The organism is Catelliglobosispora koreensis DSM 44566 (genome assembly GCF_000379685.1).
Lineage (GTDB): Bacteria > Actinomycetota > Actinomycetes > Mycobacteriales > Micromonosporaceae > Catelliglobosispora > Catelliglobosispora koreensis.
Genome location: NZ_KB903292.1, coordinates 197,577 through 217,493 on the forward strand (window position 1 = coordinate 197,577; position 19,917 = coordinate 217,493).

The window sequence follows — 19,917 nt, forward strand, 5'->3', positions numbered from 1 at the left end:
GCCTGTGGATAACTCTATGCAAGTGCTGTGCATCGTAACCGCACACTGTTAGTTCGGCTGTCCGGCCGATTCGGGGGATTGCGGCTCAGGTTGGGCCGCATTCTCCGGCCGGGCTTCGAACTACAACTTCATCGACGAGAGTCCACACGGGGATGGATGATGCTCGAGTTTCGCGTTTTGGGTCCGGTTGAAGCGCGCGCCCATGGCAAACCCTTGCCGCTGGGATCGCCCAAGCAGAAGACTTTTCTCGCCGTTCTTCTCTCCGCGGCGGGGGCCGCGGTAAGCCTCGATCAGTTTGTCGAAGAACTTTGGTGCGGCAATCCGCCGAAATCCGCCTTAGCAAATCTGCGTAATTACGCGGCGAATCTGCGCCGCGTGCTGCCTGATACCGAGCGCTGCCGGCTGGAGAGCGGCATCTCCAGCTATTCCCTGGCGGTGCCTTCCGATGGGCTTGACATCGATGTCTTCGAACGGCTCGTGGCGCAGGGACGCTCAGCATTGGTTCACGGAGACGGTTCGGCTGCCGCGGCTCGCCTTGAGCTGGCGATGGCGATCTGGCGCGGCGAACCGCTCGAAGGCGCCGCGGACGGCCCGCGGCTTTCGGCACTGGTGCGGCGTCTCGATGAGCAGAAAATCGCCGCGCAGGAAGACTTGTTTGAGGCGCTGCTGATGACGAGCCTGAGCAGCAACGTGCTCGGCCGGATTCGGGACTGGACGATCCGCTATCCGCTCCGCGAGCGCGGCTGGTACCTATTGATGCAGGCCCTCGTCAGCACGGGCGATGTCGCTGGCGCTCTGGCGGCCTTCCGGGATATGCGCGAGATATTGGTGCGCGAGCTGGGAATCGAGCCAGGCGAGCAGGTGACGCAACTGCACCACGCGATCCTCAACCGGCAGGTCGCCACGCCGGTCACCGAACGTGTCGTGCCGTCAGAACCGGCCGCGGCCACGTTGGTCGTGCCCAGGCAGCTTCCGCCCGGCCCGATGCGACTGGTCGGCCGTCAGGACACCCTGGCCCACCTTCGCCGTCGGCTCACCGCCACGGCTGCTCCCGTGGTGAGTGGCTGCCCGACCGTCGTCGTCATTAGAGGAGCCGCTGGCACGGGCAAAAGCGCACTGGCGTTGCGGGCCGCTCACGAGGTGGCTGAGCAGTTCGATGACGGTCAGCTTTATGTGGACCTGCGGCAGGTTTCCGTCGCGGGCGCCCTCAGCCTGATGTCACGGGCTCTGGGCGGGCGCAACACCGCGCAACCGATGGACCTGCCCGAGCTAACGGCCCTGTTCCGTTCCCTGACAGCGGGAAAGCGTCTGCTGGTGGTGCTGGATAACGCCACGGAGACAGACGACCTGGCGCCACTCGTGCCCGCGTCCTCGGGTTGTTCGGTTATGGTGACCGCTGGCGGCCGGCCCACCGGCGTGTGGCCCACCCTTGAAATCACCGCGACCACGCTGACCCGCGCCGAGTCGCTCGAGCTTCTGTGCGCCGAGCTCGGGACGGGGGACAATCCCGTCGCTGAACGGGTGGCCGCCCTGTGCGGCGGGCTGCCCCTTGCGCTGCACGCCGCCGCTTCCTGCATGCGGGAGGAGCCGGGGATGAGCGTGGCCTCGATAGCCTGCCGCGTCGCGGGACAGGGCCAAGCGAATGGAAGCGGGCGCCTCGTCCACCATTGGTGACGTGCGCCCGCTCGGTCAGCTAGATGTTGCAGCAGCCGATCCAGGTCTCGTTGGTGCATCCGCCGCCACTGCTCTCGTGGCACCAAGCCTTGTACCGCAAAGCGTTTCCACTCTGGTAGCTGAAGTCGGGGTTGACGTAATAGCAAGGGTTGTAGCCGCCGCAGTAATACACCCAAACGTAAAGCGCGGACGCGTCGACCTTGGGCACCATGCGGCTGAGAAGCGTGTCGCCCAGCCGTTTCATCGTCGCCATGTGATGAATCCTTCCCGTGAGTCCGGTGTGGACTCCAACGCGACGACCGTATGAGCCGCTGATATATGGAAGATATTCGAAGCTGGGTATGCCGGTGCATACCTTTCCATATATCGACTCGATAAGGCATTTATGCATGCTGCGTCTACGTTGAGACGGTGCTGCAGCTAGATGTGATCTGCCGGTGCTTGCTAGCGACCGTTTTCGTGGTGTCGGCCGCTAGCAAGGTGAGCGGCTCCGGGGAGTTCGTCACCGCATTGCGTGCCATGACAGGGGTTTCGGGCCGGCTGTCCGTGGCGATGGCGGCGGCTGTGGTGCTCGCCGAGGCAGCCGCGGTGGTGTTGCTGCTCGTGCCGGCGACGGCGATCGCCGGGCTGCTGCTTACCGCAGGACTGCTCGTCGCCTTCTCCCTGGCGATTTTGCGGGCACTCGGCAAAGGCAACACGGCGAGTTGCCAATGCTTTGGTGCCAGCACGAGCCCGTTGAGCCGCCGGCACCTGTGGCGCAACGGGGTGCTGCTCGCGGTGGCGGTGGTGGCTCAAGCCAGCGGCCCGTCTCAACCGGGTGCGCAGCAGTTCGCCATCGCGCTGATCACCGCTGCCCTGCCTGCCCTCTTGGTGATCCGTTTAGACGAACTCGCCGACCTGCTCTTCCGCTCGGCAAAACGCTGAGCACCTGCCACTGAAAGGGATCCAGATGAGATTCATGGACATTGTCACCGTTGTGGTCGGCTTGGTTTCGGCCGTCAACTTGCTGCTCGCCTTCGCCATCATCCGCCGGTTGCGTGAGCACACGGACCTCCTTGCCAATGTCGGTGGCGACGGTGCCAGCACACTCGCGCCCACGAACAAGTACGTCAGCGAGTTCGTCGCGCAAACCGTTGATGGCCAGGCGATTACCAGCAAGCTGCCTGCCGACACCCTGGTCGGTTTCTTCACGCCCGGATGCCAGCCGTGCGAGGAGAACCTTCCCACGTGGGTGGCCGCGGCTTCGCAGCGCAGCGGTGGGCGCGATTCCGCTCTCGCGGTCGTGGTCGGCCCGGAAGGCGTTGTCGACGACCTGATCCGCACACTGCTGCCGGTGGCCAACGTCGTGAGCGAAGGACCCGACGGCCCCGTCGGCAAGGCGTTCGGCATCTTCGGGTACCCGACGACGTGCACCGTTGGCGGCGATGGTGCCATCATGCCGGCCAAGCTGGACTCCGCCCCGGCGCCGGCGATGCGCCGCGGTGAAATGGCCGCGGCGTGAAGCAGGGCCTAGTGTCGTCAATGGACAGCCTGCGCATCGCTGCTGTAGCGGTGCGCTTCGGCATGCGCGCCTCGCCGCTAAGACTCCTGTGTTACCTGGTTTTAGCGCTGATCACCGGCATGGTTCCGGTAATGCTGGCCTGGTTCACCAAAATGCTCCTGGATCGGCTTGGTGGCACAGCGACCCACAACCTGACGCTGCTCGCCTTCGCGGTGGCTGGCACGGGGTTGCTGGGGGCGCTGATCCCGCACCTCAGCCGTTACCTGATGGCGGAGTACAGCCGGGCGGTGAGCCTGGCGACGCAGGATCGCTTATACGCCAAGGTGAACACGTTCAATGGCCTGCGCAACTTTGAGAACCCGGAGTTCCACAACCAGCTTCGGGTCGCCCAGCACACCGGCTCCGCCGCCCCGGTGCGGGTGGCCGACAGCGCGATCAATCTGTGCCGGACTTTCATTACCACAGCGGCCTTCCTGGGTTCACTGTGGACGATCAGCCCGCCGATCACTCTCGTGGTGCTCGTGAGCGCGATCCCCATGCTGATCGGTGAGGTGCGCCTAGCCCGCCAGCGCGCGGATGCCTTTGTCAACATCAGCTCGAGGGAACGCCGCGAGGTCTTCTACGCGGGTCTTCTGGCAAATCTCCAGGCGGCCAAAGAGATCCGGCTGTTCGGCATCGGCGACCTCCTCCGGACCCGCATGCGCGTGGTACGTAAGGAAGCCGACGCCATGCGCCGCAGCCTCGACCGCCGGACCGTTAGCCTCGAAGGCGGCCTTGGCTTGCTCGCGATGCTCGTCTCCGGTGGCGGCCTCGTGTGGATTGTGATCCGGGCAGGCCGTGGCGAGCTGACGGTCGGTGACGTCGCCATGTTCCTCGCGGCGATCGCTGGCGTGCAAGGTGGACTGTCGTCGGCCGCGACTTCCATCGCGTTCGCCCATCAAGATCTGCTGAACTTCCGTCGCTACCTGGAAGTCCTGGACACGCCAGCGGATCTGCCAGAGCCAGCCAAGACCGTGGCGCTGCCGCCGTTGCGGCGCGGGATCGAGTTGCGTGACGTGTGGTTCAGGTACTCGCCGGACCGTCCGTGGATTCTGCGCGGCGTCAACCTCTTCATTCCGCACGGCACCTCTCTAGGTCTCGTCGGGCGAAACGGTGCGGGCAAGTCGACGCTTGTCAAGCTGATCTGCCGCTTCTACGACCCGGAGCGCGGTGCGATCCTCTGGGACGGCGTGGATGTGCGCGACGTGCCCATCGCTCAGCTGCGCCAGCGGCTAAGCGCGGTCTTCCAGGACTACATGCACTACGACTTGAGTGCCCGGGAGAACATCGGCATCGGCGACTTGGACCGGCTCGATGACCTGGACGCGGTGCGTGCTAGCGCACGGCTGGCGGGCATCGATGACAAGATCTCGGCTCTCTCGGACGGTTACGAGACCGCCCTTACCCGGCTATTCCTTTCCAGCAGCGGAAAGGATGACGGTGTCTTGCTTTCCGGGGGCGAGTGGCAGCGGGTGGCGCTAGCCCGCTCGTTCATGCGCAAGGAGCCGGAGCTGCTGATCCTCGACGAACCCAGTTCCGGCCTCGACGCGGCGGCCGAATATGAGGTGCACCAGCGTCTTCGGGAGCACCGCTCTGACCGCACGAGCTTGCTGATTTCGCATCGCCTGGGCACATTGCGCGATGCCGACATGATTGTCGTGCTGGCCGACGGTGTGATCATCGAGCAAGGCCGCCACGACAGCCTCATTCACGCCGAAGGCGAATACGCCGAGCTATTCCGTATGCAGGCCAACGGGTATCAGCTCGACACTGCCGCCGCGGCGCCTGCCGGTTTCGTCTTGCGCTAGGAGTGAGCGATGTATGGGATCCTGGGTGCCGCGGTGGTGCTGACCGTGATCGTGTTCGCCGGTCTGCGAACTCGATTGTCTCCGTGGCTGATCGCGAAGATCGATGGCAACAGCATGTATCCAGCGCTGTGTCATGGTGAGCGGATTCTGGTGCGGCGCAGAGACGCCAGCAGCCTTCGCACCGGGCAGATCGTGCTCGTCAGCCAGCCAACGCTGACCGAGGCGGGAGACTGGACGTGGCCTCCCGCCGATAGCCCGGTGAAGCAGCGAAAGCTGATGGTGAAACGGATCGCCATGATGCGGGGCCAGTCGGTGGAGCTATTGGGCGACAACGTCAACGCCAGCACCGATTCTCGTGAGTTCGGGCTTGTCGATGTAGAACAAATCGTTGGCGTATATGTGCGCCGCCTGCTGCTGTGGCGCAAGACGAACCCGCGAACACCAGCGGTGCCAGCGATTCCAGAAGCGAAGTACCTGTCGCAGCGTCCCTTCACGCTCCGCACAGGAAGCGAAGAGGCATAGTTCTACATATATAGGACTTGTATTCGTATTTCTTAGTCTGAAGTTCCACTTAGGGAAGGGAGACAACGAAATGCAGCTCGCTAAGAACGCGGCCGACCGGCTTCTGGCACTCCTCGTGCCGCAGCGTGAGGCAAAGGCCATCTACATCTGGTTCTACTACTGCACCCGGGCCGTCGAGTGTTCATATGACCAGGTGACCTGGTACCCGACGTACTGGAAGAAGTACTGCCACGAGAGCAGCGGTGGCGGATGCACGAACCACACGCTGATCGGTTGCTGCGGCTAGCCTTCAGCTGACCTGCAAGCGGGCCGTCGGGGAAACCCGGCGGCCCGCTTTGCTGCCAGCAGAGTAGCTGTGGGCAGATTCCCTTGGTTCTCGCGGCGATCCGCACGACGGTAGACACATGGCTACTAGTGAAGCGCTTGACGATCAGCTGGCGTCCCGGCTGTTGCATGAGCGGGTCATCGTCCTCGGCGCGGATGTTGACGATCAGATCGCGAACCGGATCTGTGCTCAGCTACTGATTCTGTCAGCGGAGGACTCCAAAAAGGACATCGCTCTCTACCTCAACTCCCGCGGTGGTTCCGTGCTCGCGGGGCTCGCTATCTACGACACGATGCGGCTGATTCCCAATGACGTCATCACGCTGGCGATGGGCCAAGCGGGCAGCATGGCGCAATTCCTGCTGTGCGCTGGCACGGCGGGCAAGCGGTTCGCCTTGCCAAACGCGCAAATCCTGATGCACCAGGGTTCAGCCGGGCTCGGGGGAACAGCTGCCGACGTGGAGATCTACGCTAGTCAGCTGGAGCGGGTGAGCAAGGTGATGAGCACGCTGACCGCGGAGCACACGGGTCAGCCGGTGGAAACCATCGTGCGCGACGGTCAGCGGGATCGCTGGTTCAGCGCGGAGGAGGCACTCGCCTACGGAATGATCGATCACGTCGTCGAGCGCCTAGATGATGTGCGGCCGGGCAGCAGCAGTCACAGGATGGGGTTGTGAGATGGGGCAGTACACCATTCCGACAGTGGTCGAGCGCACGAGCCGGGGCGAACGCGCCTTCGACATCTACTCGCGCCTGCTATCTGAGCGCATAGTCTTCCTGGGCACGGAAATCAACGACGATGTCGCTAACGTGGTCATCGCGCAGCTGCTGCATCTGCAAGCGGAGAGCGCTGATCTGGAGATCGGCTTCTACATCAACTCGCGTGGCGGCTCTTACAGCGCGCTTGCGGCCATTTACGACACTATGCAATACGTGCGGCCCGACATCGCGACGTTCTGCGTGGGCCAGGCGTCATCGGCGGCGGCTGTCCTGCTCGCCGCTGGCACTCCGGGTAAGCGGTCAATGCTCAAGCACGCCAAGGTAATGCTGCACCAGCCGTCCACCGAAGAGGGATGGTTCGATGTCGCTCAGGGGACGTTGCCCGACCTCGCGATCCGTGCCAAGGATGTCGCTCAATTGCGGGCCGAAATGGACGAGATTCTGAGCAGGCACACCGGTCACCCGGTGAACAAGATCCGCCACGACATCGACCGGCACAAGACGTTCACCGCCGCCGAAGCCGTCGAATACGGCCTCGCCGACGAAATCATCACGACCGTCAAGACGGCCGCTGAGAGGGTGCTCGTCAGTGCCTGATCAGGCAGCCAGCGCGTAGGCGTCACCGGGCCGGCGCACCGGTGGCGCCACCTGCGCCCGGCTAAGCGAAGCCGAAAAAAGCGCCAGGTCCAAAGGCAGGAGCGCCGCCTCAGACAGCGCCGAATCCGCGTCCTGTGCCGCGGCAGAAGCGGCAGGCGAGGAGGCGACACCGGCCGAAGCGGAAGACCGTGAAGTGGGAACCGGCAGTGACGAGCGCGTGAGGTCAAAGACGACCGCGACCAGAACGTCGGCTAGGTCGAGGCCGAGGGCTTCGCAAAGCGCGGCAAGCACTTCAGACGAAACCTCTTTGCGGCCACGCTCCACTTCGGACAGATAAGGCATCGAAATCCGGGCGGCCTTAGCCACGTCAGCGAGCGTGCGTCCCTGTTCCTGGCGTGCTTGCCGCAACGCGTCGCCGAGCACTGACCGCAGTAGCTTCCGTCCTTGCCTCATACGCTCCTGTATAGCGGCGCACACCTTGAGGCGGCACCCCCGTTCGCGCTGGGCGTATTAGCTAAGGGCAGACATCGCGTGCTTGACACGCGTGTATTCCAGCAGGCTCGTCAGCGCTAGATCGCTGCCATGGCCGGAGGATTTGACACCACCGTGGGGCATTTCGGAAACAGTGGTGCCATGGGTGTTGATCCAGACGATGCCGGTGTCCAGCGTCTTGAACGCCCGCATGGCCCGGCCGTGATCACGCGTCCAGACGCTCGCGGCGAGCCCGAAATCCACACCGTTGGCCAAGGTCAGCGCCTCCTCCTCGGAGGCGAATTGCTGCACCGTCGCCACGGGCCCAAAGATTTCCCGCCGCACCAGCTCATCGCTTTGGCGGCAGCCGGTCACCACCACAGGATCCATCCAAAACCCCGGCCCCGAGGGGGTACTAGGTAAGCCCGCCAGTTCCCGCACAGCAGCCCATTGCGCCCTGTTGTTCACCGGCCCAAAGTCAACACCGGCCTTAAGCTGGCTGACCGCCGCACGCAAAGCTGGCACGAACGTGTCGTGGACACGCTGGTGCACCAGGAAACGGGTCGCCGCGGTGCAGTCCTGTCCCGCGTTGTAGAAGGCCACCCCGGCCAGCGCCGTGGCGGTCTCCACCACATCGACGTCGTCCCACACGATCACCGGGGCGTTGCCGCCCAGTTCGAGGTGAGTGCGCTTCAGCCCAGCGGAGGCGGCGACTTCCAGCCCGGCCCGCACGCTGCCCGTCAGGGCGATCAGCCGGGGAGCGGGATGGGCGACCAGGGCACGGCCAGTGCCACGGTCGCCGCAGACCACGTTGAAGACGCCGGGCGGCAGGTGTTCGGCGGCCAGCTCAGCTAGCAGCAGGGCGGAAGCGGGAGTGGTGTCGGCCGGTTTGAGCACGACGGTGTTGCCTGCGGCGATCGCGGGCGCCATCTTCCACACCGCCATCATCAGCGGATAGTTCCACGGCACGATCTGCGCGCACACGCCAAGGGGTTCGCGCCGCAACATCGAGGTGAAGCCGTCGGCGTACTCACCCGCGGCTGGGCCGGGCAGGTTGCGGGCGGCTCCGGCGAAGAACCGTAACGTGTCGATGATCGCGGGCAGCTCATCGGCCCGGAACAGCTGTGCGGGCTTGCCGGTGTCGCGGCACTCGGCGGCGACAATCGCCGCGGCATTGTCCTCAAGCGAGATCGCCAATCGCAGCAACGCCAGCTGCCGCTGCGCCGGTGTAGTGCGGGACCAGGTGCCAAAAGCCCGCAAGGCCGCTGAACACGCCACGTCCACATCAGACGCGGACGAGCAAGGTGACGTGGCGTAAACCAATCCGGTGGCCGGATCCACGATGTCTAGTGAGCCGCTCGCGTCCTCAAACGACCCGTTGATGAAGTTGCGGAATCTCATCGAGCCAGCACCGCCTCCGCGGCGCCACGTCCGGTGCGGACGGCGCCCTCTAGATAGCCGGCGACCCACTGATCGGAGCCGCAGAAGTAGAACGGTGGCTCATGTGTGCCGTGCAGCGGGCCGACCGCCATCACATCACCGGGAAGCCATTGCGTCACATAGCCTTGCGTCCACGGGTCGCTGCCCCACATCCGCAAGTAAAACGATCGCGGCGCAAGTGCTTCGGGCCCAAACATGCCAGCGACCTCCGCTAGCAGTTCGGCTTGCCGCAGGTGTGGCGGGATGCCTTGCAGCACACCGAATCGCTCCGGCGGCACCAATGCTGACAGCACACCGGTGTTTTGCGCCCAAGTGCTGCCCATGACGAGCTCGGATTCCGATAGCCCGTTGTGTCCGCCGTCCCTCCAAAAGGGAGTGTCATAGGCGATCGTGACCTTGGCGGCGCGTGCCTGACGCTGCTGGTGCAGCGAATCCAGCCGTGCCTGGGACAAGCCCCGGAAGTCGACTTGGCGCAGCGGCCCGACGGGTAACGCGCAAACGATCGCGGACGCCGTGAACGTCTCGCCTTCCACGAGCCGCACCTGACAGCCAGCCGGGCCTGCCGTGACAGCGGCGACAGGGGCGCCGGTCCGGACCCGGTGTCCCAGCCCGGACGCCAAGCGCATGGCCACCGCGGCTGACCCTTCGGCGACCCGCAAGCATTCCCAATCGTTGACGTCATAGTGGCCGTTGCTGGGCACCACCACGTTCTTGCGCAATGCCGCGAGCAGGGAGGTGCGTTCATAGGACCCACTCGCCAAACTGAGCTGACCGATCTCCCACAGCCGCACCACATTAGAGCTCGCGCCCTCCGCGCGCAGCCAGGCTCCGACCGACAGGCGGTCTAAAGCCGGGTGCTCCCAAGGGTTGCCGGGGTCAACTGTCTTGGCCAACGCGACGAAGGCGGCAGTCACGCGCTCGTGGCAGGCCCAGTCGCCCGGCTCGAACCAGTGCGGCGGATCGCCCACGGACACGTCTTCGGAGGTCGCTCTGACGATCTGCCCTGGCTCGCCGACGTAACTTTCCGTCAAGGTGAGGCCAAGCTCGCCAACGAGCTGGAGATAAGCCGTGTGCGCGTGACCGACGACCTCTCCGCCGAGCTGCACGATCCGGCCGTCAGGCAGGGTGGCCTGCTCGACCCGGCCGCCGACGCGGTCTCGTGCCTCCAGCACCAGCACATCAACGCCGGCTCGCATCAGGTCCCGCGCCGCTGTGAGCCCGGCAATCCCCGCGCCGAGCACGATCACGTCATGCTTCATGACAGCACCAGGCAGTCGGCGGTGCGCCAGCCAAGGTCGACGGTTTCGCCTCCCGCCCAGCGATCCTCGTTGCGTGAGCGGGCGGTGTTCTGCTCCAGCACGGCCACACGCACGCCGGGAACAAGGTCGATGAGATACGTCGTCGTGGGCCCGGAATAGACCGTCTCACGGACCGTTCCGCGCACGCGTGTCATCCCGTCTTCGAAGTCGGACAGCCAGATCTTCTCCGGCCGCACTGATAGCGAAACCGCTGTGCCGTCGGCGAACGAACGCTGACCCACGTTCACGGTCAGTCCACCATCGAGCGTGACAGCGCCGTCGGCGTACACCCCGGGCATGAGGTTTGAAGTTCCCATGAAAGAAGCGACAAAGCGCGTCGCCGGCCGCTCGTAGACATCCTCGGGCGTGCCGCACTGTTCAACGACACCGTTGTTCATGACGGCGACCCGGTCGGACATCGTCAAGGCTTCATCCTGATCGTGGGTGACGAAGATGAAGGTGATGCCCACCTCGCGCTGAATCTGCTTGAGCTCGATCTGCATCTGCCTGCGCAGCTTCAAATCCAGTGCCGCGAGCGGTTCGTCGAGCAGCAGCACCCGTGGGCGGTTGACGAGGGCCCGCGCCAGGGCGACCCGCTGCCGCTGGCCACCGGAAAGCGTTCGCGGCTTGCGTGTGCCCAACTCTCCTAATTGGACCATCTCCAGCGTCGCACCGACGCGCTGAGTGATCTCCGCCTTGGCAACGCCCTTGCGGCGTAGGCCAAACGCGACGTTGTCCCAGACCGACAGGTGGTCAAACAGGGCATAGCTCTGAAAGACCGTGTTCACGTCACGTTTGTTCGGCGGTTCATAGGTCACGTCCTTGCCACCAAGCAAAATGACGCCCGCGGACGGTTTCTCGAAACCGCCGATCATGCGCAGAGTCGTTGTTTTGCCACAGCCCGACGGCCCTAGCAAGGAGAAGAACTGCCCCGCTTCGATATCGAGATCGAGTGACCGCACGGCGTGCATCTCGCCGAACGACTTGCTGAGGTTGCTGAGACGGATCATCGCGACTCACTCTCCGGACAGGATGGACAGGCCGCCGCGACGGCCGAAGAAGCGTGGGATCAGCAGGGCCAGGCCGATCAGGGCGATCGAGCCGAGCAACATGAGCGTGCCAACGGCGTTGATGGTTGGCTGGATGCCAAACCTGATGGCGGAGTAGATGCGCACCGACAACGGTTGTGGCGTGACCCCGGTGGTGAAGAAGGCCAGGACGAAGTCGTCGAAGACGAGTGCGAAGATGAGCACGCCGCTGGCCAGAATTGAGGGCAGCAGGGCCGGCAACGTGACGAGAAGCAACGCTTGCCAGCGCGTGGCTCCCAGATCTATCGCGGCCTCTTCGACCTCACGGTTTAGCGCGGCCACTCGCGAACGCAGGATGACCGTGACATAAGAGATCGAGAAGGTGATCTCGGCGATCATCACCGTCATGGTGGACAGCGGGATTCCCAGTCCCTTGAACAGAAGCAGTGACGCCACACCGGTCACGATCTCGGGTGTGATCAGCGGGACCAGCATGATGAAACCGGCATACAGGCCCAGCTTGCCGCGAGCGCGCACCAGCCCGAGGGCCAACGCGACACCGAGCACGAGCGAGCCCACCATGGCCACGAGCGAGACGCGCAAGCTCATGCCCAAGGATTCGATGAGCGCCTCGTCAGCGAAGAACGCCTCGTACCAGCGGAGGCTGAATCCTTCGTAGACGGTCAAAGACTTCTGGGAGTTGAAGGAGAACAGCACGACGACCGCGACGGGAAGGTAAAGCAGCACGAAGAAAAGCACGGTGAAGGCGAAGGCGGTTCTGGGTTTCCTCATTGCCAAGCCTCCTGCTCGTCTTTGCGTGCCCGGCGCAGATATCCCGCCATCGCGATCAGCAGCACGATCATCAGCAACATCGTCAGAGCCGAACCGAGCGGCCAGTTCTGGCCGTCGAAGAACTTGCTCTGGATGAGGTTGCCAATCATGATCTGATCCGGTCCGCCGAGGAACTGTGCGCTCACGAAATCGCCCATGGCGGGTAAGAAGACCAGCACTAGCCCAGCTAGCGCGCCTTGCCGCGTCGCTGGGACCGTGACGAAGAGGAATGTGCGCAGTGGCCCGCCGTAAAGGTCCCGCCCGGCCTCGATGACTGCACTGTCCATGCGTTCCATCGCGGCGTAAAGCGGCAGAATCATGAACACGACGAATCCGTAGACCAGGCCAGCGATGACGCCGAAGCCGGTGTGCAGGATGCGCCAATCGTCTGGGGCGCCTAGCTTTCGGGCGAGGCCGAGCAGTGGCCCTTCGTCGGAGAGGACCACCGCCCAGCCATACATGCGCACGAGATAGTTCGCGAAGAACGGCACCACGATGGCGGCGATCAAAGCGTTCTTCCACCGGCCGCCGTGACGCGCGATCGCATAAGCCACGGGATAGGCGATGAGCAAGCAGAGCACCGCGGTGATGAACGCGTAGCCCAGGGAACGCAAGATAACCGTGCGGTAGACCGGTGCGAAGACCTCAGCCCAGTTGGACAGGCTGTTACCGAAGTGCGGAGTGCCCAGATCATCGGTCGTCCCGAAGGACAGCGCCGTCACCAGAAGCAGCGACGTGATAAAGAAGATGGACATCCACACCGTGCCCGGCAACAGCAGCCAGGACCAGAGGCTAACCCGCTTTCGCATCGGTCCACGCCTTGTCGCGGGCCTGCTCGGCGGCAGTCCCTCCATTTTGGAACATCAGATCCTTCTTCAGGTCATCGACGGTGACCACACATTGCGGGAGGGCCTCGACAAGCGCCTCATAATCGGACTCGGTTCCCTTGACGGGCATTGGGTACCCGATATAGGTCATGTTCTTGACGACGTTCTCCGGGCGGAGCATGAAGTCGATGAACAAGGCGGCGGTGCCGGGGTGAGCGGCATTCATGGGGATGGCATAGCAGTCGGTGTTGACCGGCGAGCCTTCCTTAGGCTCCAGGAAGTCATACAGGCTCGCGTCTTCGGCTTCGTTGAGGATGGCGACCATATCCCCGCTCCACGCCTGGGTGAGGTGCGCGCTGCCGTTAAGCAGATTCCCCCAGTCGTCGCTGGAAAAGCCACGAAGGCTTGGCCGCAGGCCCTTGATCTCAGCCGAGATCTTCTGCAGATCGCCGGGCTCGGCCGTGTTGATGGGCAGGCCGAGTTTGAGGGCGATCATCCCGAGGACCTCGTCACGGTCATCGAGAAGGAACGTTGAGCCTTTCGCGGCCGGGTTCCACAGATCGGCCCAGGAACCGGACAGCTCACCGAGCTTGTCCTTGCGCCAGCCGATCCCGGTCTTGTACATCGTGAACGGGACACTGTGCGCCGATTTGGCGTCATACCAAGGATCGGCGAAGTAGGAATACCCGCTGTAGACGGCGTCGGCGTGACGCATCGCCTTGAGATCGAGCTTGCGCAGCTTGCCGCCGGCCACGAGCTTCTGGGTCCACTTGGCACTGGGAAAGATGATGTCGTAGGCGTTTCCGGAGTTCATCTTGGCGACCATCGACTCCATGGAATCGAAGTTCGACTGGATCACCTTGACTTTGTATTCCGCCTCGAACGCCGCGAACACTTCCGGGTCCACGTAATCGGCCCAGTTGAAATACACAAGGTCGCCGTCCACCTTGGGGGTCACCGGTGGCGTGGTGTCCTCAGGGGTCGGCTGGCCGCCCGGAGTCGTGGGCGCGAAACTGCAGCCCGCGGTGGCCATCGCTAGGCCGAGCCCGAGGATCGAGCGCCTGGTCATAGACATGGTGAGCTCCTCGCTGAAGGGAATTCAGGGTGCGTTGAGCTACCCGGGCCTCGCGGCCTGGGGTTTTGTTCAGTGGGCGTTATTTACTCTGGAAACTTCCGGGTGATCCCGAGGTCGGGACTAATCGCGGCCCACACGGCCGCTCTGGCGTCCGCGAGGGACAGTCTTGGGTCCTCTAGGAGAAGACGAATGCCGTAGCCATCGGTGAGGACTAGCAGCCGGTCAGCGACCTTCCCCACGTCGCACGCGGTGAACTCGCTGGCGCCGATGCCTTTGTCGATCACGCCAGCGACCCACTCGTGCATCTGCTGGTAGAGGTCGATCGCCAGCAAGCGCGAGTCGCTGTCGCGGGTCGCCCGCAGCCACAGCTCCTGCCACAGCACGAAGTCGCGCCGCAGCTCGGCTGTCCTGGGCAGACACGCGTCGATGACGCGGGCGAGAATCCAGGTATTGGGATTCTTTCGGGGCGGCTTCGCCTCGTACTCCTCGGCTCCGGTGTTCTCGAACGAGAACTTCATCGCCTCAAGGAACAACTTTTCCCGGGTATCGAAGTGATAGTGGAGCAGCGCCGTCGATACTTCGGCACGCTCGGCCACGATGCGCATGCGCACGCCCTCAAAGCCGTACTCGGCTATGGCCTCGCAGGCGGCCATGATGATGCGCCGCCGGGTCTGCTCTTTGCGGTCGTCGGTAGTCATTGCCCCACATCCTTACGGATGCGGTCAGCGAACCAGCCAACGGCCGCCTCTCGCCGTGACAGCGGGCCGGGACTCCAGCCGGGGGTAGACATCCCCTGCTGGACGCGGGCCACGAGTTCGGCGTCTTCGTCGTTGGTGATCCAGCCAATCTTGATGTTGAGGTGCTGAGCCAGCTTGGTTCTGCGGCTGGCCCCGGGCTTGGTGTAGAAGGCTCCGGGCAACCCTGATTGGGCCACCCCTTGCGGAGTCACCGACCAGGCCAAGACGTGATCTGGGTAGAGGTCGATAAGAGTGTTGGGATAGATGACGGCATAGCGCCAAACCCGGCTGTCGGCTTCGGACAGTCCCGGCATCGGCGAGGTCACCCACTGATAGAGCCGTTCCAGCCGGTTGCCGGAGGGCTCGGGCCGCATGGGCGCTTCGAAGAACACGTAGGAATCGTGAATCTCGGCGCTGTAGCGCTGATAGTCGAGCAGCCGCATCAAGCCCGGATGCGCGACAGGGACGTGATAGCCCTCCAGGTAGTTGTCGACGACAACCTTCCAGTTGGCTTTCTGGGTTTCGCCTGCGGTGTGGTAGATCCGGTCTTTGCCGACCGGCACCAGATCGGGCCCGAGATAGCGTCCGGCTAACTCGGCTAGCCCTGGCACCTGCTCGTGCAGGGGCGTGGCGTGCTCGTCGAGATTGGCGAAAATGAAGCCAAGGAACGACTCGACGCGCACCGGATAGAGCCCAAGCTTGGGCTTGTCGAGGCACGGAATGAGCCGGCCTTCAGGCGCGCCAACGAGCGATCCGTCCAGCTTGTAAGTCCACCCGTGATAGGGGCAGCGGATCGCCTTGCCGTCGGGCTGAGCGTCGATCACCAAGCGGGAGCCGCGGTGACGGCACACGTTCAGATGACCTTTCAGCGAGCCGTCTTCAGCACGGACGACGAGCACTTCCCGCCCGGCGATGGGGGCGACGATTCGCGCCCCAGCGCGCGGCAGGTCAGACTCGTGCGCCACGAGCTGCCAGCTCCTGCTAAAGATCTCGGTTCGCTCGAGCTCAGCGATGGCCGGGTCGAGGTAGTACTTCGCGGCTAGCGCTGACGCTGGCGCTGTCTCCAGCATTCGCTCCTCCGTCCGGCGTGGCTGACTAATTGGTTAGTGAGGATGCTCGTGTGTTCGGAACATGTCAAGACTTGTTCGCTGACTAATTAGTTAGTTAGTCTACCCCCTGTGTCGCGATCCCTCGTCTGGCTCGGGCTCACGCCCGAACCTGAGCGTGAGCTGCCCGCCGCCGTGGCGGTGCTGCGCGGCGGCAGCGAGACGGCCGAACGCCAGCGCATCAGCAAGCTCCTGCTGCACGGCACGCAACGGCAATGGCTGCGCTACCTCGATGAGGTCGCGGAGCTGGCGCTGGCGGCACAGCCGGGCACGCAGGCGGCAAAGCACGTCAAAGCGATCGTGCTGGAGCACCACCGGATGCTCATCGGCCTGCGTGGGAACGCTTATGTAGCAACAGAAAACATGCGAGAACGGCTAGGAGGCGGTGATGAAAACTGAAGTCCTCGGCGGCGGGCGCCTGCTCGGCGCGACTCCGCAGGTGCCCGAAGGGCTCGATGCCTACCTGGCCACCGGCGGATTCAGCACCGGCCCGAGCCCGGACCGGTTGCTGCAATGGGTCGAGGCGATCCGGCTTACCGGCCGCGGGGGAGCCAACTTCCCGCTCGCCGCGAAGCTGCGTGCGGTCCGGGACCGGCCGGGTGCCAAAGTCGTCGTCGCCAACGGCGCCGAGGGTGAGCCTGGATCGATAAAAGACCGCCATCTCATGCGGTTCAGGCCATTCCTCGTGCTCGATGGGCTGTGCCGGGCCGCCGCGATCGTCAACGCTGGATCGGGTTACGTCTACGTGACTGACCCGATCGCGGCACAACAGCTAAGGCAGGCGTTGCGGGACTGGTGGCTGCCGATCTCGGTGGGCATCGTGGAAGGGCCAGCGACCTATGTCGCGGGCGAGGAGAGCGCTGTCGTGCGTTTCCTCAACGGCGGGCCCGCTTTGCCGACCGCGAAACCGCCGCGTCCGTTTGAGCGCGGGGTCGCCGATGAGCCGACGCTAGTGTCCAATGTGGAAACCCTGGCCCATCTGGCACTCATCGCCGCTGGCCGGCCTGCCGCCGGGCACATGCTCATCACCGTTTCTGGTGGGGGTACTAAACCGAGCCTGCGCGAGGTCGCCATCGGCTCGACGCTGCGGTCGGTCCTCGGCGGTGGCCTGCGAATCACCGGTGCCCTGGCCGGAGGCATGTTCGGCGGTCTCGTCGGATCAGAGGTGCTCGACCTGCCGCTTGATCAGGCGACGTTTCGGGCCGCGGGCAGTGGACTGGGCTCCGGTGCGATCCACGTTTTCAACCAGCTGAGCTGTCCCGTGTCCGTGGCCGCGGACGCGTTGTCGTTCCTGGCCGCCGAAAGCTCACGTCAGTGCGGCGTGTGCGTGTCCGGCACCCGCTCGCTGGCCGAAACGCTAGCCGCCATCGCGCAAGGGCACGGGTCCACCGCCGACATCGAGCGTCTGACCCGCTGGTCGGAAACGCTCGTAGGCCGCGGCGCGTGTGGCCTGCTCGACGCGGCTGCCCGCATCACCGCGTCGCTGCTACGCCTGCGCCCGGCCTTTCCGCACTACTGCGCCCAGTGTCTGAGCGCACCTCCCAGCCTGGGCGCCCGGCTCACCGTGGCGCTGCCCGAGCTGGGAACCCCGATCCGCCGCACCGAAGGAGCTCTGTCATGAAACTGCGGGTTGACCCGACGGCCTGCCAGGCCTACGGGCTGTGCCACGAACAAGCACCCGGCCTCATCGACCTCGACGAGTGGGGCTACGCCCAAGTCAAAACCGCCGACGTTACCGCGTCCACAGTGGACGCGGCCCGCGCCGCCGTCGAGGCCTGTCCCAACGCCGCGTTGAAGCTGGCGTCATGAGCGAGCGCGACCAAGCCGCCCGGGTGCAAGCGACGGTGCAGGAACGCAACCACCACGGGCCGGCGACGGTTGTGGCGGGAAACGATGGGCGGCGGGACCTTAGTGCACTGTTCGATCCGCGTTCGGTAGCGATCGTTGGGGCGAGTGACGATCCGGCGAAGTGGGGTAATGCCGTTGCCACGCAAGCACTTCGAGCGTCTCGGCGGCCTGTGCATTTGGTCAACCGGCGGGGCGGGACGATCCTGGGACAGACCGCGGCGACCTGTGTCACGGAGATCGGTGAGCCGGTGGATCTGGTCGTCATCACCGTTCCGGCGGCGACATTTGAGTCCGCTGTAGACGACGCGCTGACCGCTGGGGCCAAAGCCATCGTCGGCATCACCGCTGGTTTCGCGGAGACGGGAGACGACGGGGCGGTCCGTCAGGCGGCGATCGTCAAGCGGGTACGAGACGCCGGAGCCGTGCTCGTCGGACCCAACTGCTTAGGGCTCGTGGACAACACGACCGAGGTTTACCTGTCCTCGGATCAGTTCAGTCCCGGCGGTGTCGCGCTGCTGTCGCAAAGCGGCAACCTCGCCCTGGAGTTTGAGCTTCGGCTGCGCAAACATGGCCTGGGCTTCTCCCGGTTCGTGTCGTTCGGCAATCAGGCCGACGTCACCCTCGTGGACCTCGTCGCGGACTGTGCGGCGCATCCGCTCACGACAGCGATCGCCGTTTACGCCGAGGACTTCGGCAACGGACGCGAGTTCGCCTCTGTCTGCGCGGCGTCAGCCAAACCCGTGCTGCTGTTGACAGCGGGAGCCGGGGAAGCATCCGCGCGAGGAGCCAAGTCGCACACGGGAGCGCTGACCACGTCAGCTGATGTGGTCGCGGCGGCGGCACGCGACGCCGGTGTCCACTTGGTACAAACGCCTCGTGAGCTGGCCGCCAAACTGGCCGCGCTCTCGGCGCCACGGCGCAGTGCAGGTCGCCGGACGGTGGTGCTCACCGACGGAGGCGGGCACGGGTCGATCGCGGCCGATGTCGCCGAGCGAGCCGGGCTGGAGGTTCCGCTCACGGGACCGGATCTTCAGCACGACTTGCGCGGATTGCTTTGGGGCCCTTCGGCTGTAGGCAACCCTGTCGACCTCGCGGGCATGGGCGAGCAGGACCCGATGTCCTATGCCCACACGGTCGGTGCCCTGCTGACCGCTCCCGAGGTTGACGCTGTCTTGATGACGGGCTTCTTCGGCGGATACTCCGGATCGTCCTACAGCGGCGGCTCCCTGGGCGACGGCGAGCTAGCCGCTGCAAAAGAGATGGCCCGCCTGATTACGGCCAGCCCCAAACCCGTTGCGGTGCAGTCGATGTACCCAGACTCACCGTCCTGCAAGACGCTCACCGAGGCTGGGGTGCCGGTCTTCGAGGCGATCGAAGATGCCGCCGCCGCTCTGCGCTGCGTCACCGGAATCACCAACCCGGCCGGGATCGCACCGTTGCCGGAGCAAGCCGAGCCGGTCACGGACAAGGACTATTACGCGTGCCGTGAGTTGCTGAAGGGGCTCGCCTTTCCACCCGCAATACGCGTGTCCACGGTGGATAGAGAACCTGACTTCGCCGGGCCCTATGTGCTGAAGGCGCTCAACCTGCTGCACAAGTCCGACGCCGGGGGAGTGGCGCTCAACCTCGCCACCTTCGCCGACTTGAAGTCCACGTTCGACGCCATGGACGAGCGGCTGAGCGCGGGCACCTATTCCGTGGAGCAGATGGCCGATCTGAGCCAGGGCATCGAACTCATCGTGGGCGTGCGCTGGGACGAACGCTTCGGTCCGGTCGCGATGATCGGCCTCGGTGGCGTGCACACGGAGGTGCTGCGTGATGTGGTCTTCGCACTAGCCCCGGTGACCGCGGCGCATGCCATCACGTTGCTGCGGAGCCTGAAGACCGCCCGGCTGCTCGACGGATTCCGTGGCAGCCCAGCCGTGGATGTCGCCGCCGCGGCGAAGGCGATCGAGACCATCACCACGGTCTCGGCCAGCCACCCAGAGCTCGCTGAGCTCGAAGTCAACCCTTTGCTCGTCAGCGCTCACGGCGCTGTCGCGCTTGATGCCCGAGCCGTTTGAGGAGCGTC

Annotated in this window: 21 protein-coding genes and 1 pseudogene; 12 read left to right on the forward strand and 10 right to left on the reverse strand. The window is 64.6% G+C overall.

Translation table 11 applies throughout. From position 1 onward, the window contains the following. The first annotated feature begins 159 nt into the window (after positions 1 to 159). Positions 160 to 1,674: a BTAD domain-containing putative transcriptional regulator gene (locus tag A3E1_RS0135095; RefSeq protein WP_020525509.1), complete on the forward strand. Its 1,515-nt coding sequence runs from the start codon at positions 160 to 162 to the stop codon at positions 1,672 to 1,674. A gap of 19 nt (positions 1,675 to 1,693) precedes the next feature. Here the strand turns inward: A3E1_RS0135095 and A3E1_RS0135100 are convergent, their stop codons facing one another. Beyond that, complete coding sequence (locus A3E1_RS0135100; RefSeq protein ID WP_020525510.1) at positions 1,694 to 1,927, reverse strand: hypothetical protein; 234 nt, start codon at positions 1,925 to 1,927, stop codon at positions 1,694 to 1,696. A gap of 158 nt (positions 1,928 to 2,085) precedes the next feature. On the opposite strand from A3E1_RS0135100, the gene A3E1_RS43790 reads away from it, so the two are divergent. The 7 genes from A3E1_RS43790 (at position 2,086) to A3E1_RS0135135 (ending at position 7,185) form a co-directional block, all read left to right on the forward strand. Continuing rightward, positions 2,086 to 2,598, forward strand: a complete 513-nt coding sequence (locus tag A3E1_RS43790; protein ID WP_020525511.1) for a MauE/DoxX family redox-associated membrane protein — start codon at positions 2,086 to 2,088, stop codon at positions 2,596 to 2,598. A gap of 25 nt (positions 2,599 to 2,623) precedes the next feature. Further along, on the forward strand, positions 2,624 to 3,175 hold the full coding sequence (locus A3E1_RS45455; protein ID WP_157631944.1) for a thioredoxin domain-containing protein: 552 nt from the start codon (positions 2,624 to 2,626) through the stop codon (positions 3,173 to 3,175). A 20-nt stretch (positions 3,176 to 3,195) separates the two neighbouring features. Further along, positions 3,196 to 5,022 carry an ABC transporter ATP-binding protein gene (locus A3E1_RS0135115; RefSeq protein ID WP_026209129.1) on the forward strand — a complete coding sequence of 609 codons (1,827 nt, stop codon included), beginning with the start codon at positions 3,196 to 3,198 and terminating at the stop codon, positions 5,020 to 5,022. A 9-nt stretch (positions 5,023 to 5,031) separates the two neighbouring features. After that, the gene (locus A3E1_RS0135120; RefSeq protein ID WP_020525514.1) at positions 5,032 to 5,544 is read left to right on the forward strand and encodes a S26 family signal peptidase; all 513 of its coding nucleotides are present in this window, start codon (positions 5,032 to 5,034) and stop codon (positions 5,542 to 5,544) included. Positions 5,545 to 5,614: 70 nt separating this feature from the next. Next, a complete protein-coding gene (locus A3E1_RS0135125) occupies positions 5,615 to 5,830 on the forward strand; it encodes a hypothetical protein (protein ID WP_020525515.1) in 216 nt (71 codons plus the stop codon). Positions 5,831 to 5,948: 118 nt separating this feature from the next. Beyond that, entirely contained in the window at positions 5,949 to 6,545 is a 597-nt protein-coding gene (locus A3E1_RS0135130) for an ATP-dependent Clp protease proteolytic subunit (protein ID WP_020525516.1), read from the forward strand. 1 nt (position 6,546) lies between these two features. Next, positions 6,547 to 7,185 carry an ATP-dependent Clp protease proteolytic subunit gene (locus tag A3E1_RS0135135; protein WP_020525517.1) on the forward strand — a complete coding sequence of 213 codons (639 nt, stop codon included), beginning with the start codon at positions 6,547 to 6,549 and terminating at the stop codon, positions 7,183 to 7,185. Positions 7,186 to 7,380: 195 nt separating this feature from the next. Here A3E1_RS0135135 and A3E1_RS49270 read toward each other — a convergent pair. From A3E1_RS49270 to A3E1_RS0135180, 9 genes and pseudogenes are all read right to left on the reverse strand, one after another. After that, positions 7,381 to 7,638, reverse strand: a pseudogene (locus tag A3E1_RS49270) (helix-turn-helix domain-containing protein); the annotation flags it as partial. 57 nt (positions 7,639 to 7,695) lie between these two features. Further along, entirely contained in the window at positions 7,696 to 9,057 is a 1,362-nt protein-coding gene (locus A3E1_RS0135145; RefSeq protein WP_020525519.1) for an aldehyde dehydrogenase family protein, read from the reverse strand. Beyond that, positions 9,054 to 10,355 carry a flavin monoamine oxidase family protein gene (locus tag A3E1_RS0135150; RefSeq protein WP_020525520.1) on the reverse strand — a complete coding sequence of 434 codons (1,302 nt, stop codon included), beginning with the start codon at positions 10,353 to 10,355 and terminating at the stop codon, positions 9,054 to 9,056. The genes A3E1_RS0135145 and A3E1_RS0135150 overlap by 4 nt, the downstream gene beginning before the upstream one ends. Then, entirely contained in the window at positions 10,352 to 11,404 is a 1,053-nt protein-coding gene (locus A3E1_RS0135155) for an ABC transporter ATP-binding protein (protein WP_020525521.1), read from the reverse strand. The genes A3E1_RS0135150 and A3E1_RS0135155 overlap by 4 nt, the downstream gene beginning before the upstream one ends. A 6-nt stretch (positions 11,405 to 11,410) precedes the next feature. Next, positions 11,411 to 12,214, reverse strand: coding sequence for an ABC transporter permease (locus A3E1_RS43800; protein ID WP_020525522.1), 804 nt, complete (start codon positions 12,212 to 12,214; stop codon positions 11,411 to 11,413). Next, complete coding sequence (locus A3E1_RS0135165; protein ID WP_020525523.1) at positions 12,211 to 13,062, reverse strand: ABC transporter permease; 852 nt, start codon at positions 13,060 to 13,062, stop codon at positions 12,211 to 12,213. The genes A3E1_RS43800 and A3E1_RS0135165 overlap by 4 nt, the downstream gene beginning before the upstream one ends. Then, entirely contained in the window at positions 13,046 to 14,155 is a 1,110-nt protein-coding gene (locus A3E1_RS0135170; protein ID WP_157631945.1) for a polyamine ABC transporter substrate-binding protein, read from the reverse strand. The genes A3E1_RS0135165 and A3E1_RS0135170 overlap by 17 nt, the downstream gene beginning before the upstream one ends. An 83-nt stretch (positions 14,156 to 14,238) precedes the next feature. After that, entirely contained in the window at positions 14,239 to 14,853 is a 615-nt protein-coding gene (locus tag A3E1_RS0135175; RefSeq protein ID WP_020525525.1) for a TetR/AcrR family transcriptional regulator, read from the reverse strand. Further along, positions 14,850 to 15,962 carry an aromatic ring-hydroxylating oxygenase subunit alpha gene (locus A3E1_RS0135180; RefSeq protein WP_020525526.1) on the reverse strand — a complete coding sequence of 371 codons (1,113 nt, stop codon included), beginning with the start codon at positions 15,960 to 15,962 and terminating at the stop codon, positions 14,850 to 14,852. The genes A3E1_RS0135175 and A3E1_RS0135180 overlap by 4 nt, the downstream gene beginning before the upstream one ends. Positions 15,963 to 16,070: 108 nt before the next feature. Between A3E1_RS0135180 and A3E1_RS0135185 the strand changes: the two genes are divergently transcribed. The 4 genes from A3E1_RS0135185 to A3E1_RS0135200 are packed head-to-tail and all read left to right on the forward strand — an operon-like array spanning position 16,071 to position 19,909. Continuing rightward, positions 16,071 to 16,397 (forward strand): hypothetical protein, encoded by a 327-nt coding sequence (locus tag A3E1_RS0135185; protein ID WP_020525527.1) that lies wholly within the window; start codon positions 16,071 to 16,073, stop codon positions 16,395 to 16,397. Further along, the gene (locus tag A3E1_RS43805; protein ID WP_020525528.1) at positions 16,387 to 17,619 is read left to right on the forward strand and encodes an NADH-ubiquinone oxidoreductase-F iron-sulfur binding region domain-containing protein; all 1,233 of its coding nucleotides are present in this window, start codon (positions 16,387 to 16,389) and stop codon (positions 17,617 to 17,619) included. Before A3E1_RS0135185 ends, A3E1_RS43805 begins: the two co-directional genes overlap by 11 nt. After that, entirely contained in the window at positions 17,616 to 17,807 is a 192-nt protein-coding gene (locus tag A3E1_RS0135195; protein WP_020525529.1) for a ferredoxin, read from the forward strand. The genes A3E1_RS43805 and A3E1_RS0135195 overlap by 4 nt, the downstream gene beginning before the upstream one ends. After that, positions 17,804 to 19,909 (forward strand): acetate--CoA ligase family protein, encoded by a 2,106-nt coding sequence (locus A3E1_RS0135200; RefSeq protein WP_020525530.1) that lies wholly within the window; start codon positions 17,804 to 17,806, stop codon positions 19,907 to 19,909. Before A3E1_RS0135195 ends, A3E1_RS0135200 begins: the two co-directional genes overlap by 4 nt. The last annotated feature ends 8 nt before the right edge of the window (positions 19,910 to 19,917 follow it).

Bases quoted from the DNA above. Each gene is read 5' to 3' on its own strand.
- A3E1_RS0135120 (WP_020525514.1), top strand. From the start codon at position 5,032: ATGTATGGGATCCTGGGTGCCGCGGTGGTGCTGACCGTGATCGTGTTC.
- A3E1_RS0135115 (WP_026209129.1), top strand. From the start codon at position 3,196: ATGGACAGCCTGCGCATCGCTGCTGTAGCGGTGCGCTTCGGCATGCGC.
- A3E1_RS43800 (WP_020525522.1), bottom strand. From the start codon at position 12,214: ATGAGGAAACCCAGAACCGCCTTCGCCTTCACCGTGCTTTTCTTCGTG.
- A3E1_RS0135100 (WP_020525510.1), bottom strand. From the start codon at position 1,927: ATGGCGACGATGAAACGGCTGGGCGACACGCTTCTCAGCCGCATGGTG.
- A3E1_RS0135175 (WP_020525525.1), bottom strand. From the start codon at position 14,853: ATGACTACCGACGACCGCAAAGAGCAGACCCGGCGGCGCATCATCATG.
- A3E1_RS0135145 (WP_020525519.1), bottom strand. From the start codon at position 9,057: ATGAGATTCCGCAACTTCATCAACGGGTCGTTTGAGGACGCGAGCGGC.
- A3E1_RS0135135 (WP_020525517.1), top strand. From the start codon at position 6,547: ATGGGGCAGTACACCATTCCGACAGTGGTCGAGCGCACGAGCCGGGGC.
- A3E1_RS0135195 (WP_020525529.1), top strand. From the start codon at position 17,616: ATGAAACTGCGGGTTGACCCGACGGCCTGCCAGGCCTACGGGCTGTGC.
- A3E1_RS0135155 (WP_020525521.1), bottom strand. From the start codon at position 11,404: ATGATCCGTCTCAGCAACCTCAGCAAGTCGTTCGGCGAGATGCACGCC.
- A3E1_RS0135130 (WP_020525516.1), top strand. From the start codon at position 5,949: ATGGCTACTAGTGAAGCGCTTGACGATCAGCTGGCGTCCCGGCTGTTG.
- A3E1_RS0135180 (WP_020525526.1), bottom strand. From the start codon at position 15,962: ATGCTGGAGACAGCGCCAGCGTCAGCGCTAGCCGCGAAGTACTACCTC.
- A3E1_RS0135170 (WP_157631945.1), bottom strand. From the start codon at position 14,155: ATGTCTATGACCAGGCGCTCGATCCTCGGGCTCGGCCTAGCGATGGCC.
- A3E1_RS0135125 (WP_020525515.1), top strand. From the start codon at position 5,615: ATGCAGCTCGCTAAGAACGCGGCCGACCGGCTTCTGGCACTCCTCGTG.
- A3E1_RS0135165 (WP_020525523.1), bottom strand. From the start codon at position 13,062: ATGCGAAAGCGGGTTAGCCTCTGGTCCTGGCTGCTGTTGCCGGGCACG.
- A3E1_RS0135200 (WP_020525530.1), top strand. From the start codon at position 17,804: ATGAGCGAGCGCGACCAAGCCGCCCGGGTGCAAGCGACGGTGCAGGAA.
- A3E1_RS0135095 (WP_020525509.1), top strand. From the start codon at position 160: ATGCTCGAGTTTCGCGTTTTGGGTCCGGTTGAAGCGCGCGCCCATGGC.
- A3E1_RS43805 (WP_020525528.1), top strand. From the start codon at position 16,387: ATGAAAACTGAAGTCCTCGGCGGCGGGCGCCTGCTCGGCGCGACTCCG.
- A3E1_RS45455 (WP_157631944.1), top strand. From the start codon at position 2,624: ATGAGATTCATGGACATTGTCACCGTTGTGGTCGGCTTGGTTTCGGCC.
- A3E1_RS0135150 (WP_020525520.1), bottom strand. From the start codon at position 10,355: ATGAAGCATGACGTGATCGTGCTCGGCGCGGGGATTGCCGGGCTCACA.